The sequence below is a fragment of the Stenotrophomonas sp. 109824_Sma genome, assembly GCF_056480025.1.
Window position 1 is genome coordinate 185,887 of sequence record NZ_CM151078.1, and the last position, 16,433, is coordinate 202,319.

A 16,433-nucleotide genomic window follows, 5' to 3' on the forward strand; every position below is an offset into this window, starting at 1 on the left:
GTGTCCGGTGGGCGGACACCTGTCCATTCGATGTGCCGCGGACACTGTCCGGACGCCTTAAGCCGGCGCATGTGACGTTTCAGGAGCGTCCGTGGGCGCCGGGCTGGATGGCCATCGGGGCAAACACCCCCAGTGACTGGCGACCGATTCCTGCCGCTGCCTGCGCAGGCTAGGATCGGGGTTCACCTATGTGACCAAGGATCCGGATATGTCTCTCGCCCTTCGCCCGCGCGCTGCACTGCTGGCCGTCGCCCTCAGCACCGCCCTGGGTACGCTTGCGCCCACCTCTGCGCTTGCCGCCAAGCCGGCGGCACCGGCCAAGGTCGATATCCCGTACGAGCAGTTCACCCTGCCCAACGGCCTGCGCGTGATCGTGCATACCGATCGCAAGGCGCCGATCGTCGCGGTCAACGTCTGGTACCACGTGGGCAGCAAGGATGAGCCGGCCGGCCGCACCGGCTTCGCGCACCTGTTCGAGCACCTGATGTTCCAGAGCAGCGAAAACCACGACGGTGAGTACTTCGAGCCGTTCAAGCAGGTCGGTGCCACCGGCCAGAACGGCACCACCAACACCGACCGCACCAACTACTTCGAGAACGTGCCGACCACCGCGCTGGACATGGCGCTGTGGATGGAATCGGACCGCATGGGCCATCTGGTCGGTGCGATCGACCAGGCCGCGCTGGACGAGCAGCGTGGCGTGGTGCAGAACGAGAAGCGCCAGGGCGAGAACCAGCCCTACGGCCAGGCCTGGGACCAGATCAACAAGGCGCTGTATCCGGTTGGCCACCCGTACCACCACGGCGTGATCGGCTCGATGAACGATCTCAACGCGGCCTCGCTGGACGACGTGAAGACCTGGTTCCGTACCTGGTATGGCCCGAACAACGCGGTGCTGGTGCTGGCCGGTGACATCGATCTGGCCACGGCGAAGGAGAAGGTCGCCAGGTACTTCGGCAGCATCCCCGCTGGCCCGACCATGGCGCAGCCGGCGGTGAACGTGGCCAAGCGCAGTGCGGATACCCGCGAGACGATGACCGACAAGGTGCCGCAGGCGCGCATCTACCGCGCCTGGAACGTGCCGCAGGTCGGCACCGCCGACGTCGACCAGTTGCAGCTGTTCTCCGAAGTGCTGGGTGGCGCCAAGTCCTCGCGGCTGAGCCAGCGCCTGCAGCACCAGGACAAGCTGGTGGACAGCATCGGCTCGGGCCTGTCGACGTCGCAGCTGGGCTCCAACTTCGTGATCGTGGCGACCGTGAAGCAGGGCCAGGACCCGGCCAAGGTCGAGAAGATCATCGACGAGGAACTGGACCGCCTGATCAAGCAGGGCCCGACCGCGGCCGAGCTGGAGCGCGCCAAGACCGGCGCCCGTGCCGGCTTCATCCGTGGCATCGAGCGCATCGGTGGCTTCGGCGGCAAGGCCGATGCGCTGGCCGAGTGCGCGGTGTTCACCGGCGACCCGGGCTGCTTCCGTACCTCGCTGGCCAACATCGAGAAGGCCAATGCCGCTGATCTGAGCCGCCTGGGCGCGCAGTGGCTGGACAAGGGCAGCCACACCCTGGTGATCGCACCGGGTGAGCGCGTGGCGCTGAAGGAAGAGCCGAGCCAGACGCCGAAGCCGTTCACCGTGCCGGCGGTGGACCCGAAGTACAGCACCCTGCCGGAACAGGTGGACCGCAAGGCCGGCGTGCCGCAGACCCGCGAGTTCCCGCAGCTGAAGTTCCCGGCGCTGCAGCGCGCCACGCTGAAGAACGGCACCCAGGTGATCCTGGCCGAACGCCACGAGATTCCGGTGGTGCAGTTCAGCTACCAGTTCCCGGGCGGCTTCAGCGCCGACCAGGGCCGCAAGCCGGGCACCGCCAACTTCACCATGAGCCTGATGACCGAAGGCGCCGGCAAGCTCGGTTCGCTGGCCTTCGCCGATGCCGCCGACGCACTGGGCGCCAGCCTGGATGCTTCGGCCGGCCTGGATTCGATGAGCGTGGACCTGTCGGCGCTTAAGGAGAACCTGGCGCCGTCGCTGGCGCTGTACCGCGACCTGCTGCGCGAACCGCGTTTCGAGCAGGGCGAGATCGACCGGGTCAAGGCGACCTGGATCGCCGGCATCCAGCAGGAGAAGGTGAACCCGGGTGCGGTGGCGATGCGCGTGCTGCCGCCGCTGCTGTACGGCAAGGGCCACCCGTACGCCATTCCGTTCACCGGCAGCGGCGATGAGGCGGCGATCAATGGCCTGACCCGCGAGGACCTGGTCGACTTCCACCACGATTGGCTGCGCCCGCAGAACGGCACCCTGATCGTGGTCGGTGACACCACCCTGGCCGAGATCGTGCCGCTGCTGGACAAGCAGCTGGGCGACTGGAAGGCGACCGGCGAGGCGCCGCAGGTGAAGGCGGCCACCGACGTGGTGTTGCCGAAGGGCCCGCGCGTGTTCCTGATCGACCAGCCGGGTGCGGTGCAGGCCAACCTGTTCGCCGGCCAGGTGGTGCCGCCGTCCAGCGCCGCCAGTTCGACCCGCTTCGATATCGCCAACGGCGTGATCGGTGGTGACTTCACCTCGCGCCTGAACATGAACCTGCGCGAGGACAAGCACTGGTCGTACGGCGCGCGCAGCAGTGCGACCAACTCGGTGGGCCAGCGCCCGTGGATGGCCAGCGCGCCGGTGCAGATCGACAAGACCGGCCCGGCACTGGCGGAAATGCGCAAGGAAATCGCCGCGTTCGCGGATGGCAGCAAGCCGGCCACCGCTGCCGAGGTCAACCGCATCCGCAACATCCAGACCCTCAGCCTGCCCGGTGCCTACGAGACCGCCAGTGCGGTGGCCGCGACCATCGGTTCGATCGTGCAGTTCAAGCGCCCGGACGACTATGTGCTGCGTCGCAAGGCCGAGATCGAGGCGATGACCCCGGCGCAGGTGCAGCAGGCCGCCGCCGAGATCAAGCCGCAGGCCCTGACCTGGGTGGTGGTGGGTGACCTCAAGCAGACCGAAGCGGCCGTGCGCGCGCTGAACCTGGGCGAGGTGACGGTGATCGACGCCGAAGGCAACCCGGTGAAGAAGTAAGGCACCGCGTCGGGTAGTGCCGGCCGCTGGCCGGCAACCCTGAAGGGGTCGGATCCCTCCCCCGGGAGGGCTCCGACCCCCACCGTGCATTCGGGGTCAGCGCCCCCTGCGGGGATCCGACCCCTACCCGGCTACCCCCGATTCAGGCTGTTCAGGCAGAATCCCTCCATACCCTTCCAGGATCTGCCCATGCGCGTTCTGCTGCTTTCCTCCCTGCTGCTCACCGTCACCGCCTGTACCTGGGTGCCGATCGAACCGGCCGGCAAGGCGACCCGCGTGCTGCCGGCAGGCCCGGTTCCGGCCGGCTGCATCGCCAAGGGCGAGGTGGTGGTCACCGTGAAGAGCAAGGTCGGCTTCTACAACCGCAACCCGCTGCGCGTGCAGGAAGAGCTGGAAACCCTGGCTCGCAACGAGGCCCCGAGCGCCGGCGCCAACGCCGTACAGGCCGCCGCCGCGCCCGCCGATGGCAGCCAGCGCTTCGCCGCTTTCCAGTGCCCGCCGCGCTGAACGCTTCACCATACGGCCAAGCCTGAATTCGTAAAGATGCGGTGAAGGCCCCGGGGGTTATAGAATAGCGCCCCCTTTTGCCTGAGCCTTGGCGCTAACCTCGATGCTCTTCAAGAATGTCTCGATCGCCGGCCTGGCACACGTTGATGCGCCGCATACGCTGACGACCAAGGAAATCAACGAGCGGCTGCAGCCGACGTTGGATCGCCTGGGTATCCGCACCGACGTGCTCGGCGATATCGCCGGCATCCATGCCCGCCGCCTGTGGGACAACGGCGTGCTGGCGTCCGATGCCGCCACCATGGCCGGCCGCAAGGCGCTGGAAGACGCGGGCATCGATGCGACGCAGGTCGGCCTGCTGGTCAACACCTCGGTCAGCCGCGACTACCTGGAGCCGTCCACGGCCTCGATCGTGTCGGGCAACCTCGGCGTCAGCGACGAGTGCATGACCTTCGACGTCGCCAATGCCTGCCTGGCCTTCATCAACGGCATGGATATCGCGGCGCGCATGATCGAGCGCGGCGACATCGACTACGCGCTGGTGGTGGATGGCGAGACCGCCAACCTGGTGTACGAGAAGACCCTGGAGCGCATGACCGCCCCGGACGTCACCGCCGACGACTTCCGCAACGAGCTGGCCGCCCTGACCACTGGTTCGGGCGCCGCCGCGATGGTGATGGCGCGCTCGGAACTGGTGCCGGATGCGCCGCGCTACAAGGGTGGCGTGACCCGTTCGGCCACCGAGTGGAACCAGCTGTGCCTGGGCAACCTGGACCGCATGGTCACCGATACCCGCCTGCTGCTGATCGAAGGCATCAAGCTGGCCCAGAAGACCTTCACCGCCGCCAAGATCGCCTTGGGCTGGGCCGTGGAAGAGCTGGACCAGTTCGTGATCCATCAGGTCAGCCAGCCGCACACCGCTGCGTTCATCAAGAACTTCGGCATCGACCCGAAGAAGGTCATGACCATCTTCGGCGAGCACGGCAACATCGGCCCGGCCTCGGTGCCGATCGTGCTGAGCAAGCTCAAGCAGCTGGGCAAGCTGAAGAAGGGCGATCGCATCGCGCTGCTCGGCATCGGCTCGGGCCTGAACTGCTCAATGGCTGAAGTGGTCTGGTAAAAAAGTCACCGCTGACCTGCTGCGCGATTGCCTGGCCAATCGCTCGCGACGGACAGCGATGATTTTTCCAAGTGTCCAAGGGCCGGTTCTACCGGCCCTTTCTACAGGTGCGATCCGATGTCCCAGCTTCCCGGCTACCCCGCCCACCCGCAGCGCTTCGAGGTCCGCCCCGGCCTGTCGATGAGCTATCTCGACGAAGGCCCGCGCGATGGCGAAGTGGTGGTGATGGTGCACGGCAACCCGTCGTGGAGCTATTACTGGCGCACGCTGGTGGCCGGCCTGTCGGACACGTACCGCTGCATCGTGCCGGACCACATCGGCATGGGCCTGTCGGACAAGCCGGACGATAGCCGCTACGAGTACACCCTGCAGTCGCGCGTGGACGATCTCGACGCGCTGCTGAAGCACCTGGGCATCACCGGTCCGGTGACGCTGGCCGTGCACGACTGGGGCGGCATGATCGGCTTCGGCTGGGCGCTGTCGCACCACGACCAGGTGAAGCGGCTGGTGGTGCTCAACACCGCCGCGTTCCCGATGCCGGCGGCGAAGACGATGCCGTGGCAGATCGCGCTGGGCCGCCACTGGAAGATCGGCGAGTGGATCATCCGCACCTTCAACGCGTTCTCGTCCGGCGCCTCGTGGCTGGGCGTGGAGCGGAAGATGCCGGCCGACGTGCGCCGTGCCTACGTGTCGCCGTACAACAGCTACGCCAACCGCATCAGCACCATCCGTTTCATGCAGGACATCCCGCTGTCGCCGGCCGACAAGGCCTGGTCGCTGCTGGAGCGCGCCGGCAAGGCGCTGCCGTCGTTCGCTGACCGACCGGCTTTCCTCGGCTGGGGCCTGCGCGACTTCGTGTTCGACCAGCACTTCCTGAAGGGCTTCCAGGCGGCGCTGCCGCAGGCCCAGGTGCACGCCTTCGAGGACGCCGGGCACTACGTGCTGGAAGACAAGCAGGACGTGCTGGTGCCGGAGATCCGCGCGTTCCTGGACAAGAACCCGATCTGAAGGGCATGCCGACCAACGGTCGGCACACCGGACAGGTTCATGAGATTGCCGGCCAGCGGCCGGCACTACCCCTATGCCGCGACCGGCGCCTGCGGCGACGGGCTGTTGCCGTTGTCGTCCGGATGATCGTCGTCATTGTCGGCGTCATCGCGCCAGCGCCAGTCGGCCAGTGTCAGCGGATCCAGGCCATAGGCGATGCGCGCCTTGTCGCATTGCGGGCTGGCCTTGCCGTACTCCCACGACGCATCCACCTCACGGCACACGCTGGGCCGGTTGGGGTGGATGGTGCAGCGTGAGTACACGCCGATCTGCGCGTCCAGCGCCACGCAGCGCACCGGCTTGGAATGGGTGCCGCGCATGCACAGGCGGTGCGGGTCCAGCACCTCGGTCAGCTGGTGCGGCACGCCGCCGGGGGTGACCTCGTCTGATTCCATCCAATGGAAGGCCACGCGGTATTGGGTGCAGCAGGCGCCGCAGGTCATGCAGGGATGTTGCATGGGCAAGCCGCCCCGGGCGGCAGTCGGAATCAGGAACGAGGGTGCGGATTTTCCACGAAGTGGGCCGCCGCGCAAGAAATTCCGTAAGCGGCGACAATGAACGGATGAACCGACCCTGCAACATTGCCGCGCGCCTGCCTGAACTGGCGCGTGAACGCCCTGACCAGATCGCCATCCGCTGCCCGGGCCGCCGGGGCGCTGGCAACGGCATGGCCGCCTACGACGTCACCTTGGACTACCGCCAGCTGGACGCCCGCAGTGATGCCATGGCCGCCGGCCTGGCCGGCTATGGGATCGGTCGCGGGGTGCGCACGGTGGTGATGGTGCGGCCGTCGCCGGAGTTCTTCCTGCTGATGTTCGCCCTGTTCAAGCTGGGCGCGGTGCCGGTGCTGGTCGATCCGGGCATCGACAAGCGCGCGCTGAAACAGTGCCTGGACGAGGCACAGCCGCAGGCCTTCATCGGCATTCCGCTGGCGCACGTGGCGCGGCTGGTGCTGCGCTGGGCGCCGTCGGCGACCCATCTGGTCACCGTTGGCCGCCGCCTGGGCTGGGGCGGTACCAGCCTGGCCGCGCTGGAGCGCGCCGGCGCCAAGGGGGGGCCGATGCTGGCCGACACCGATGGCGAGGACATGGCCGCGATCCTGTTCACCAGCGGCTCCACCGGCGTGCCCAAGGGCGTGGTCTACCGCCACCGCCACTTCGTCGGCCAGATCCAGCTGCTGGGCAGCGCGTTCGGCATGGAAGCGGGCGGCGTGGACCTGCCGACCTTCCCGCCGTTTGCCTTGTTCGACCCGGCGCTGGGCCTGACCTCGGTGATCCCGGACATGGACCCGACGCGGCCGGCGCAGGCCGACCCGGCACGCCTGCACGATGCCATCCAGCGCTTCGGCGTCACCCAGCTGTTCGGCTCGCCAGCATTGATGCGGGTGCTGGCCCGGCACGGCCGGCCGCTGCCGACGGTGACCCGGGTGACCTCGGCCGGTGCACCGGTGCCGCCGGACGTGGTCGCCACCATCCGCAGCCTGCTGCCCGCCGATGCGCAGTTCTGGACCCCGTATGGCGCCACCGAGTGCCTGCCGGTGGCGGTGGTGGAGGGGCGCGAGCTGGAGCGTACCCGCGCGGCCACCGAGGCCGGCGCCGGCACCTGCGTGGGCAACGTGGTGGAACCGAACGAGGTACGCATCATCGCCATCGATGACGCACCGTTGGCCGACTGGTCGCAGGCACGTGTGCTGGCCACCGGCGAGGTGGGCGAGATCACCGTGGCCGGGCCGACCGCCACCGACAGTTACTTCAACCGCCCGCAGGCCACCGCCGCCGCGAAGATCCGCGAGACGCTGGCCGATGGCAGCACCCGCATCGTCCACCGCATGGGTGACGTGGGCTACTTCGATGCGCAGGGTCGCCTGTGGTTCTGCGGTCGCAAGACCCATCGCGTGGAAACCGCACAGGGACCGCTGTACACCGAACAGGTCGAGCCGGTGTTCAATACCGTGCCCGGCGTAGCACGCACGGCACTGGTTGGCGTTGGCCCGGCGGGTGCGCAGGTGCCGGTGCTGTGTGTGGAACTGCAGCGTGGCCAGAGCGACAGCCCGGCGTTGCGCGAGGCGCTGCGCGCCCAGGCCACCCTGCGATTGCCCGAGGCGAACCTGCAGCACGTACTGATGCATCCCGCGTTCCCCGTCGATATCCGTCACAACGCCAAGATCGGCCGCGAGAAGCTCGCCGTCTGGGCCAGCGCCGAACTGGAGAAGCGCGCATGAAGATCCTGGTCACCGGTGGTGGTGGTTTCCTTGGCCAGGCGCTGTGCCGCGGGCTGGTCGAACGTGGCCACCAGGTGCTGGCATTCAACCGCAGCCACTACCCGGAACTGCAGGCCATGGGCGTGGGCCAGATCCGCGGCGATCTGGCCGATGCGCAGGCGGTGCTGCACGCGGTGGCCGGCGTCGATGCGGTATTCCACAACGGCGCCAAGGCCGGTGCCTGGGGCAGCTATGACAGCTACCACCAGGCCAACGTAGTCGGTACAGACAATGTCATTGCGGCCTGCCGCGCGCACGGTATCAACCGGCTGGTCTACACCTCAACGCCCAGCGTGACCCACCGCGCCACGCATCCGGTGGAAGGTCTGGGGGCTGACGAGGTGCCGTACGGCGAGGACTTCCAGGCGCCGTATGCGGCGACCAAGGCGATCGCCGAACAGCGCGTGCTGGCCGCCAACGATGCGTCGCTGGCGACGGTGGCACTGCGCCCGCGCCTGATCTGGGGCCCGGGTGACCAGCAACTGGTGCCACGCCTGGCCGAGCGTGCGCGGCAGGGCCGCCTGCGGCTGGTCGGCGACGGCAACAACAAGGTCGATACCACCTACATCGACAACGCCGCGCTCGCCCACTTCCTCGCCTTCGAAGCGTTGGCACCGGGCGCTGCGTGTGCGGGCAAGGCCTACTTCATCTCCAACGGCGAGCCGCTGCCGATGCGCGAGCTGGTCAACAAGCTGCTGGCCGCGGTTGGCGCGCCGACGGTGGACAAGGCGATCAGCTTCAAGACCGCTTATCGCATCGGCGCGGTCTGCGAACGGCTGTGGCCGCTGCTGCGCCTGCGCGGCGAGCCGCCGCTGACCCGCTTCCTGGCCGAGCAGCTGTGCACGCCGCACTGGTACAGCATGGAGCCCGCCCGCCGCGATTTCGGCTATGTGCCGCAGGTCAGCATCGAAGAAGGGCTGCGCAGGCTGAAGGCTTCATCTGCTGCATAGGTCGCCATCACTGGTTGCACACCGCAGGATCGGGAGGATGGACCCACGCCATCCATTGGCCCGGACATCTGCGAGGAGCATCATGCTGCATTACGCCGTCATCTTTTTCGTCATCGCCATCATCGCCGCCGTGCTCGGCTTCTCCGGCATCGCCGGTGCCGCCAGCAACATCGCCTGGATCCTGTTCGTTGTGTTCCTGGTGCTGGCGGTGATCTCGATGTTCCGCAAGCGCGGCTAGACGACCGCGGGGTAGTGCCGGCCGCTGGCCGGCACTGTTCTTTCCGGTGGGTGCCGACCGTTGGTCGGCACGCCCCTTTGTAGAGTCGAGCCATGCTCGACTGCTTTTCATGAGTCGAGCATGGCTCGATGCTACAGAGACAGCGAGCGCTCCTGCACGGCGCTGTGCAATCCACGATCGGCTGCATGGCGTTCCTGCGCCAACTCGATCAGGCGCGTGATCAGCGTGGTGTAGTCCACGCCGCTGGCACCCCACAACTTCGGGTACATGCTGATGCGGGTGAAGCCGGGCAGCGTGTTGACCTCGTTGATGATGATGTCGCCGCCCGCGGTGAGGAACACGTCCACGCGCGCCATGCCCGCGCACTCCAGCGCCTGGTAGGCCTGCAGCGCGACCTGCTGGATACGCGCCTGGGTTGCGGCATCGATATCCGCGGGTACCACCACCTCGGCGCCATCCTCGTTGATGTACTTGGTGTCGTAGGCGTAGAACTCGTCGTGCACCACGACTTCGCCGCACAGGCTCGCCTGCGGATGCGCGTTGCCCAGCACCGCGCACTCGATCTCGCGGCCGACCACCGCCGATTCCACCAGCACCTTGTGGTCATAGCGCAGTGCCAGTTCCAGTGCCTCGGCGAAACCAGCCGCATCCTTGACCTTGCTCACGCCTACCGACGAACCCTGGTTGGCCGGCTTCACGAACAGCGGCAGGCCGAGTTGCGCGATCACCGCCTCGACATCGACCGCCGCCGCCTGGTGGCGACGGATGCACAGCCACGGCGCAACCTGCAGCCCGGCGTCGCGCAGCAGGCGCTTGGTCACGTCCTTGTCCATCGCCACCGCCGAGCCCAGCACAGGCGAACCGACGAAGGGCAGGTTGGCCATGCGCAGCAGGCCCTGCAGCGCACCGTCTTCGCCCAGCGGCCCATGCACGATCGGCAGCACGACGTCGATCTGGCCCAGCGCGCTGGCTGGATCGGACGGCTGCAGCTGCGCCTGCTCGGCACCCGGGCGCACCGCCAGCGACTGGCCCGAGCGATGCAGCGCGATGCGCGACGGATCATCGGCATTGATCAGGAAGGTGTCCGGCTGGCTCAGATGCCACTGGCCCTGCTTGTCGATGCCGACCAGCACCGGCTCGAAGCGCTCGCGATCAAGCGCATCGAGGATGTTCTTCGCCGACTGCAGTGAAACCTCGTGCTCGGAGGACTTGCCCCCGAAGATGATGCCGACCCGGGTCCGTGCCATGGTGTTGCGATGTCCTGTGCGTTGCGTGGCCGTACAGCATGAACCTTCCATAGCCACCCAGGTGAGGCACAGATGAATCACCGTGCTGCCGGCTCGGGTAGCGGCCAACCTTGGTTGGCCCTCCTGACATCCAGCGCCGACCAAGGTCGGCATCTACCAACGCGAGATCCCATCAGTATTGGGGTCAGAGCCCGTTGCGCAGCAACGGGATCCGACCCCGGATAGTCCGACAGATCGCAGCAAGCTGTCGAAGGCGGGGTGGGGCCGGTGGCGGGAGTGTCCGCGGCATGGATGCCGCGGCCAAGCCCCCATGGACGGGTTTACGGCGTCTCCCGCCACCGGCCCCATCCCGTCTACCCACGGAATGCCCGCTGTTGCTTCGGCTGTTGCCGTTGCCTCTGCGGGTGCCGGGCGGCAGCCCGGCCCAAGCCCCCCACCCACGCAGGTAGAATGCGCACATGGCTCTTTCCCTGCTCAAGTCCCTCAAGCCGGTCGCTGGCCGCGCCCTGCAGATCGCCCTGAACCGCGCGCTGGCGCTGGATCCGGATACCCGCCATGCACTGGCCAGCCTCGATGGCCGGCACATCGACCTGACCCTGGAAGCGCCGTCGCTGGCGATGCGCATCAGTGTCGACGGTGACCAGCTGCGGGTCGGCCCGGTGGATGCGCAGGAAGCCGACCTGGCCGTGCGCAGCAGCCTGGCCGGGGTGCTGGCGCAGCTGCCACTGCTGGCCAACGCTCGGCGCGGCGACAACAACGGCAAGGGCCGCGTACGCGTGGCCGGCGACGCCGAACTGGCGCGCCGCCTGCAGCAGCTGGCCAAGGGCTTCGACCCGGACTGGCAGCAGCCGTTCGTCAGCGTGTTCGGCGACGTGCTGGGCGTACAGGTGGCCAACACCCTGCGCAGCGCCCTGCAGCACGCGCGCCAGGGCGCGATCGACCTCGCCCACAGCGCCGCCGAATTCATCACAGAGGAATCGCGCGACGTGGTGCCGCGCGCCGAACTGGATGCCTTCCACGATGACGTGGACGTGCTGCGCGATGACGTCGAGCGTCTCGGCGCGCGCGTGCAGCGCCTGCGGGGTGCCGCATGAAGGCCGTGCTGCGGGCAAGCCGCATCGGCCGGGTGATCCTGCGCTACCGCCTCGACGACCTGCTGCAGGGCACCCCGGCCGAGCGCTGGCTGCGCCTGGCCAAACCGTTCGTACCGCGTGCCTCGGCCGACATCGCGGCACAGTCGCGCGGTGCGCGCCTGCGCCTGGCACTGCAGGATCTCGGCCCGATCTTCGTCAAGTTCGGCCAGATCCTGTCCACCCGCCGCGACCTGGTGCCGCCGGACGTGGCCAACGAACTGACCCTGCTGCAGGACCGGGTCAAGCCGTTCGATGGTGATACCGCGCGCCGCATCGTCGAGGAAGCGCTCGGCCTGCCGGTCAGCGAGGCGTTCGCCAGCTTCGATACCGAACCGCTGGCTTCGGCCTCGATCGCGCAGGTACATGCGGCCACGCTGGCCGATGGCCGCCAGGTGGTGGTCAAGGTGCTGCGCCCCGGCATCGAGAAGCAGATCGACGCCGACATCGCGTTGCTCAACTCGCTGGCCGCCCTGGTCGAGCGCACCCACCCGCGTGCCGACAAGATCCGCCCGCGCGAAGTAGTGGCCGAAGTCGAGAACACCCTGGCCGCCGAGCTGGACCTGCAGCGCGAAGGCGCCAATGCCAGCGTGCTGCGCCGCGTCTGGGAGAACAGCGACGACCTGTACGTGCCGGAAGTGATCTGGAGCCACACCGCCGAGCGCGCGCTGACCCTGGAGCGCGTGTGGGGCATTCCGTCCGACGACATCGCCGCGCTGGACAAGGCCGGCATCGACCGCAAGGCGCTGGCCGCGAAGGGTGTGCGGGTGTTCTACACCCAGGTGTTCCGCGACAACTTCTTCCATGCCGATGCGCACGCCGGCAACATCTGGGTCGACACCGATCCGTCGCGCCGTGCCAATCCGCGTTTCATCGCGCTGGATTTCGGCATCATGGGCCAGCTCTCGCAGGAAGATCAGTACTACCTGGCCGAGAACTTCATGGCCATCTTCAACCGCGATTACCGCCGCATCGCCGAACTGCACGTGCAGGCGCGCTGGATGCCGGACAACGTGCGCATCGATGATCTGGAAGCGGCCGTGCGTTCGGTGTGCGAGCCGTACTTCACCCGTCCGCTGTCGCAGATCTCGCTGGCCGAAGTGTTGATGAAGCTGTTCCGCGTGGCGCAGCGCTACCAGCTGACCCTGCAGCCGCAGCTGATCCTGCTGCAGAAGACCCTGCTGAACATCGAAGGTGTCGGCCGCCAGCTGGATCCGCAGATCGACATCTGGGCGGTGGCCAAGCCGGTGCTGGCGAAGATCCTGCGCGAGCGCTACAGCCCGCGGCGGGTGGTGCGCGAGATCGGCAAGCGCCTGCCGGAGATCATGACCCACGCACCGGACATGCCGCGCCTGGTGCACGCCTGGCTGACCCAGCAGGTGGAAGGCCGCCATGAACTGGCGATGCGCTCGCGCGATCTGGTCGCACTCGATGCCAGCGTGGAGCGCCTGCAGAAGCACGCGGTGGGTGCGATCACTGGTGTCGGCCTGCTGGCCATCGCCGCACTGATGTATGTGCTGCAGCCGCCGGGCTGGTACTGGGGCGACGTGCCGATGTGGAGCTGGGTGTCCGGTGCCGTCGGCGCGCTGGCGCTGGCGCGCGCGTGGTGGCGCTGATTCCTGTTGGTCGAGGGTCGGCGGCGACGCACGCCGCCGACTGACCACGGCTCTACCAGTGGTAGCCCAGGCCCAGGTGCGACTGCACGCTCTGGAAGCGGTCCAGGCGCGTCTTGTGCCAGGTCTTGCCGATGCCCATGTCCAGCACCAGATGCTCGCCCAGCGGCTGGCTGCGGCGCACGAAGGCTCGACGTGCATCGTGTTCGCGCAGCAGCAGCGGATCGGCATCGGCGGTATAGCCGGAGGTACCGCTGCCCAGCCACAGCTGGGTCGAACCACGGCCCTGCGCATCCTTCAGGCGCAGTGACAGCGTGGTGCCATGGCCATCGGGGCCATTGGACTGGCGATGCCGCTCGTGGCGCAGAGAGGCGGTCACGCGCGGGAAGTAATGCGCTGCGCCCACCGACCAGCCGCTCACGTACGCGCCGGCGTGGTACTGGGCGTACTTGCCGCCCACGCTCAGCACGGTCTGCGGTGCCACGTGCCACTGCAGGTCCTGGTTGACCTGGCGGTTGACGAACACCGGGTCATCGTTGGATGCAGTGAAGGCGGTGCGGGTCGAGAAGCGTCGGCCCCAGCGCTGGTGCAGGGAGCCCTGCACCCGGTTGCCGCTGAAGCGCTTGCTGCCATAGTCGCGTTCGCCATGGGCCAGGCCCAGGTGCCAGCGGCTGTCACCGCTGCGGCCGGCCACGTCCACGGTCTGTACGTCGCGCTTGCCGAAGCCATCGGTGTAGTCGGCATGGTCCAGCTGCACCGAGACCCGGTCGATGCCGGCATGGGCGCTGGACACAGCCAGCAGCAGGGCGCACGGCAGTGCGCCACGGATGATCAATCGCATGGGGTTACTCCAGGGGTTGGGATTGCAGTGACTGCAGCAGCCGATAGCGACCGGGTGGCAGGTTTAGTTCCACGGTGATGCGCGGACCGAACTGGCTGCCCGGCGCGACGATGCGACCCGGCAGGATGATCACGCCGACACCCAGCGCGGCGCCTTCACCGATCCAGGCGCCGAGCTTGTCGCGCTGGCTGTCGATGACGGTGTCGCCGATGTGGACGGCGACCGTCGCGCCATCCAGGCGATGGTTGCTGGTGCGCACCAGCGCACCCAGGTAGGCACGGGCGTCGATACGGCTGTCGGCAATGAAGCACTGCGGACCGATGCAGACGCCGTCGCCGATCAGCGCGTTCTTCAGCTCACTGGCAAAGCCGATGCGGACGCCATCGCCAATGTGCAGCGGGCCGCGCAGCAGCGCGTTGTTGCCGATCAGGCAGTCGCGGCCGATCGATACCAGTCCCTGCAGCTGGGCACCGTCGCAGATGCGGCTGCCGGCACCGATCTGCACGTGGCCATGCACTGTCGCGCGCGGCGAAACCTGTGCACTGGAATCGATGTGGGGTGCCGTGACCGAAAGCGCATCGGCCATGGCGGCGAGATCATTCCACCACATGCGGATACCTCGTCGGTTTGTCGCGCACGGGTTCGCGGCCGGTGAACAGGCCGGCCAGGCCGTGCATCAGCCAGATCGCGTAGGCGAGCAGCACGTACAGCATCGAGAACGCGGCAGCCGGCACCAGCCACGCGCGGCGGTGATGGATCGCACTGATCACCGCCAGCAGCATGACGATGCCGATCCAGAACACTGGCATCACCGAGAGGGCCAGGCCGCCAGGCCCGTGCAGCAGGGCCGTACCAAACCAGACCTGCAGCGACAGCACGATGCCGGCCAGCGCGAGCAGCATCATCGGCAGGATGCTGAACAGGCCGAAACGGGTCAGCAGCAGGCTGCGATGCAGGCGCATGCACACCGCGTAGCCGACGATCCAGCGCCGCCAGCGCCGCCATTCTTCCACCAGCGTGTTGCATTCCTGCGGGTAGACCACGCAGCGCACGCTCTGGCGGACACGGTAGCCCTGCGCGACCAGCGACCAGGACATGTCCAGGTCTTCCACGCGGGTGCGGTCGGAGAAGCCGACCTTGCGCAGCACCGAGGTGCGGAACAGGCCACACGAACCGGAAACGATGAACGGTGCGCCGCCGAGCCACTGCTGGAAGCTGCGCTTGATGACGATCATCGGCAGCTTCAGGCTGGCGCGTACATGCGGCAGGAAGCCGGCACCCTGCAGGCTGGACGAGGGCACGCCACCGACCGCATCGGCACCGCGTTCGATCTCGTCCAGCAGGTGGCCCAGGCCATGGCCGCGCGGATCGATATGGGTGTCGGCGTCGGTCAGGAACACCTGATCGGCGGTGGCGTGCTGCAGGCCATGCATCAGCGCGCCGCCCTTGCCGGTGTTGGCCTGGTGTACCGCCACCAGGCGCTCGGGCCAGCGCGCCTGTAGTGCATCGAGTACCTGGGCCGTGTTGTCGGTGGAACCATCGTTCACGCAGATCACCCGCGCCACGTAGGGGTTCTGCAGCAGGCTGGTCAACGAACGCTCCAGGCAGGGAGCTTCGTTGTAGGCCGGCACGATCGCATCGATGCTGTACAGGCGCGTGCTGGGGCGACGCGAGGCCTGCATGCACACGCGCACCAGGATGAAGGCACACATGGCCAGGAATAGCAGCGTCTTCATCACAGCACCAACCGGTAGGGCTGGAAGCCCTCGCTGGGGCCGATGCCGATCTGCTGGCCGCGGAACTGCGCATGGCAGCGCAGGTGGCTTTCCTGCATGTAATGGCGATCGCCCTGGCTGGCGTGCTCGCGCAGTGCACGGATCTTCAGCTCCAGCTGTGCGCTGATGTCCTCGAACACCTGCGGCGCGAACTGCGGCAGGGTGCTGGGGCTCTCGTAGCAGAGGATCTGCGGGATATGGCGGCAGGCGATGATCGACGCTTCGTGGACGGTGCGGTGGTCCTGGTGATGATCCTCGCCGCACATCGTGTAGATGCGGTGCGGTGCGATCTGCGCGCAGGCCTGCTCGATCGCCGCGACGATGTCGTTGCGGCAGGCGGGAAAGCGCGTATCCGGGAAATCCAGCTGGATCACCTCGGTCACGCCCAGGCGGCGCAACGCGCGGTGCGATTCGTCACTGCGGTCGATGCCGGCATGGCAGCCACGGCCGCCACGGCTGAGCACCAATGCATGGATGCGCGAGCCGGCGCGGGCGAGCTTGGCCAGGCTGCCACCGCAACCGAGCTCGATGTCGTCGGGGTGGGCACCGATTGCCAGAATGTCGAGAACCATGGCCGTGTCCTTGCGGAAACCAAGAGGGCAGCGGGCAGGTGGAGCGTCCCGCGTGAAGAAGGCGGGCACTATCGC

General features: G+C 67.8%; 15 protein-coding genes. 9 read left to right on the forward strand and 6 right to left on the reverse strand.

The window, feature by feature from the left end; translation table 11 throughout:
- Positions 1-208 precede the first annotated feature (208 nt).
- The 4 genes from ACZK1G_RS00760 to ACZK1G_RS00775 all read left to right on the forward strand — a co-directional run bounded on the left by ACZK1G_RS00760 (position 209) and on the right by ACZK1G_RS00775 (position 5,693).
- Positions 209-3,058, forward strand: a complete 2,850-nt coding sequence (locus ACZK1G_RS00760) for a M16 family metallopeptidase (protein WP_101764698.1) — start codon at positions 209-211, stop codon at positions 3,056-3,058.
- Between the two features lie 189 nt (positions 3,059-3,247).
- Positions 3,248-3,565, forward strand: coding sequence for a DUF4156 domain-containing protein (locus tag ACZK1G_RS00765; protein ID WP_005407628.1), 318 nt, complete (start codon positions 3,248-3,250; stop codon positions 3,563-3,565).
- Positions 3,566-3,668: 103 nt separating this feature from the next.
- Positions 3,669-4,685 (forward strand): 3-oxoacyl-ACP synthase III, encoded by a 1,017-nt coding sequence (locus tag ACZK1G_RS00770; protein ID WP_014035559.1) that lies wholly within the window; start codon positions 3,669-3,671, stop codon positions 4,683-4,685.
- A gap of 117 nt (positions 4,686-4,802) precedes the next feature.
- On the forward strand, positions 4,803-5,693 hold the full coding sequence (locus tag ACZK1G_RS00775) for an alpha/beta fold hydrolase (RefSeq protein WP_101764699.1): 891 nt from the start codon (positions 4,803-4,805) through the stop codon (positions 5,691-5,693).
- 71 nt (positions 5,694-5,764) lie between these two features.
- On the opposite strand, the gene ACZK1G_RS00780 is transcribed toward ACZK1G_RS00775, so the two are convergent.
- On the reverse strand, positions 5,765-6,190 hold the full coding sequence (locus ACZK1G_RS00780) for a YkgJ family cysteine cluster protein (protein ID WP_014035561.1): 426 nt from the start codon (positions 6,188-6,190) through the stop codon (positions 5,765-5,767).
- A gap of 104 nt (positions 6,191-6,294) precedes the next feature.
- On the opposite strand from ACZK1G_RS00780, the gene oleC reads away from it, so the two are divergent.
- The 3 genes from oleC (at position 6,295) to ACZK1G_RS00795 (ending at position 9,180) form a co-directional block, all read left to right on the forward strand.
- Entirely contained in the window at positions 6,295-7,953 is a 1,659-nt protein-coding gene (gene oleC / locus ACZK1G_RS00785; protein WP_101764700.1) for an olefin beta-lactone synthetase, read from the forward strand.
- On the forward strand, positions 7,950-8,942 hold the full coding sequence (gene oleD, locus ACZK1G_RS00790; protein ID WP_101764701.1) for a 2-alkyl-3-oxoalkanoate reductase: 993 nt from the start codon (positions 7,950-7,952) through the stop codon (positions 8,940-8,942). Before oleC ends, oleD begins: the two co-directional genes overlap by 4 nt.
- Positions 8,943-9,024: 82 nt before the next feature.
- Entirely contained in the window at positions 9,025-9,180 is a 156-nt protein-coding gene (locus ACZK1G_RS00795; RefSeq protein ID WP_004153593.1) for a DUF1328 domain-containing protein, read from the forward strand.
- A gap of 131 nt (positions 9,181-9,311) precedes the next feature.
- Here ACZK1G_RS00795 and ddlA read toward each other — a convergent pair whose 3' ends face one another.
- On the reverse strand, positions 9,312-10,427 hold the full coding sequence (gene ddlA / locus ACZK1G_RS00800; protein ID WP_101764702.1) for a D-alanine--D-alanine ligase: 1,116 nt from the start codon (positions 10,425-10,427) through the stop codon (positions 9,312-9,314).
- A 458-nt stretch (positions 10,428-10,885) separates the two neighbouring features.
- Between ddlA and ACZK1G_RS00805 the strand changes: the two genes are divergently transcribed.
- Complete coding sequence (locus ACZK1G_RS00805; protein WP_014035565.1) at positions 10,886-11,521, forward strand: ubiquinone biosynthesis accessory factor UbiJ; 636 nt, start codon at positions 10,886-10,888, stop codon at positions 11,519-11,521.
- Complete coding sequence (gene ubiB, locus ACZK1G_RS00810) at positions 11,518-13,173, forward strand: ubiquinone biosynthesis regulatory protein kinase UbiB (RefSeq protein ID WP_197622270.1); 1,656 nt, start codon at positions 11,518-11,520, stop codon at positions 13,171-13,173. The genes ACZK1G_RS00805 and ubiB overlap by 4 nt, the downstream gene beginning before the upstream one ends.
- A 52-nt stretch (positions 13,174-13,225) precedes the next feature.
- On the opposite strand, the gene ACZK1G_RS00815 is transcribed toward ubiB, so the two are convergent.
- The 4 genes from ACZK1G_RS00815 to ACZK1G_RS00830 are packed head-to-tail and all read right to left on the reverse strand — an operon-like array spanning position 13,226 to position 16,358.
- On the reverse strand, positions 13,226-14,011 hold the full coding sequence (locus ACZK1G_RS00815; protein WP_101764704.1) for a YaiO family outer membrane beta-barrel protein: 786 nt from the start codon (positions 14,009-14,011) through the stop codon (positions 13,226-13,228).
- 4 nt (positions 14,012-14,015) lie between these two features.
- Entirely contained in the window at positions 14,016-14,621 is a 606-nt protein-coding gene (locus ACZK1G_RS00820; protein WP_101764705.1) for an LbetaH domain-containing protein, read from the reverse strand.
- The gene (locus ACZK1G_RS00825; protein ID WP_101764706.1) at positions 14,608-15,747 is read right to left on the reverse strand and encodes a glycosyltransferase family 2 protein; all 1,140 of its coding nucleotides are present in this window, start codon (positions 15,745-15,747) and stop codon (positions 14,608-14,610) included. The genes ACZK1G_RS00820 and ACZK1G_RS00825 overlap by 14 nt, the downstream gene beginning before the upstream one ends.
- Positions 15,747-16,358, reverse strand: a complete 612-nt coding sequence (locus tag ACZK1G_RS00830; RefSeq protein WP_101764707.1) for a PIG-L deacetylase family protein — start codon at positions 16,356-16,358, stop codon at positions 15,747-15,749. Before ACZK1G_RS00830 ends, ACZK1G_RS00825 begins: the two co-directional genes overlap by 1 nt.
- Between the last annotated feature and the right edge of the window lie 75 nt (positions 16,359-16,433).

Bases quoted from the DNA above. Each gene is read 5' to 3' on its own strand.
- ACZK1G_RS00760 (WP_101764698.1), top strand. From the start codon at position 209: ATGTCTCTCGCCCTTCGCCCGCGCGCTGCACTGCTGGCCGTCGCCCTC.
- ACZK1G_RS00765 (WP_005407628.1), top strand. From the start codon at position 3,248: ATGCGCGTTCTGCTGCTTTCCTCCCTGCTGCTCACCGTCACCGCCTGT.
- ACZK1G_RS00770 (WP_014035559.1), top strand. From the start codon at position 3,669: ATGCTCTTCAAGAATGTCTCGATCGCCGGCCTGGCACACGTTGATGCG.
- ACZK1G_RS00775 (WP_101764699.1), top strand. From the start codon at position 4,803: ATGTCCCAGCTTCCCGGCTACCCCGCCCACCCGCAGCGCTTCGAGGTC.
- ACZK1G_RS00780 (WP_014035561.1), bottom strand. From the start codon at position 6,190: ATGCAACATCCCTGCATGACCTGCGGCGCCTGCTGCACCCAATACCGC.
- oleC (WP_101764700.1), top strand. From the start codon at position 6,295: ATGAACCGACCCTGCAACATTGCCGCGCGCCTGCCTGAACTGGCGCGT.
- oleD (WP_101764701.1), top strand. From the start codon at position 7,950: ATGAAGATCCTGGTCACCGGTGGTGGTGGTTTCCTTGGCCAGGCGCTG.
- ACZK1G_RS00795 (WP_004153593.1), top strand. From the start codon at position 9,025: ATGCTGCATTACGCCGTCATCTTTTTCGTCATCGCCATCATCGCCGCC.
- ddlA (WP_101764702.1), bottom strand. From the start codon at position 10,427: ATGGCACGGACCCGGGTCGGCATCATCTTCGGGGGCAAGTCCTCCGAG.
- ACZK1G_RS00805 (WP_014035565.1), top strand. From the start codon at position 10,886: ATGGCTCTTTCCCTGCTCAAGTCCCTCAAGCCGGTCGCTGGCCGCGCC.
- ubiB (WP_197622270.1), top strand. From the start codon at position 11,518: ATGAAGGCCGTGCTGCGGGCAAGCCGCATCGGCCGGGTGATCCTGCGC.
- ACZK1G_RS00815 (WP_101764704.1), bottom strand. From the start codon at position 14,011: ATGCGATTGATCATCCGTGGCGCACTGCCGTGCGCCCTGCTGCTGGCT.
- ACZK1G_RS00820 (WP_101764705.1), bottom strand. From the start codon at position 14,621: ATGTGGTGGAATGATCTCGCCGCCATGGCCGATGCGCTTTCGGTCACG.
- ACZK1G_RS00825 (WP_101764706.1), bottom strand. From the start codon at position 15,747: ATGAAGACGCTGCTATTCCTGGCCATGTGTGCCTTCATCCTGGTGCGC.
- ACZK1G_RS00830 (WP_101764707.1), bottom strand. From the start codon at position 16,358: ATGGTTCTCGACATTCTGGCAATCGGTGCCCACCCCGACGACATCGAG.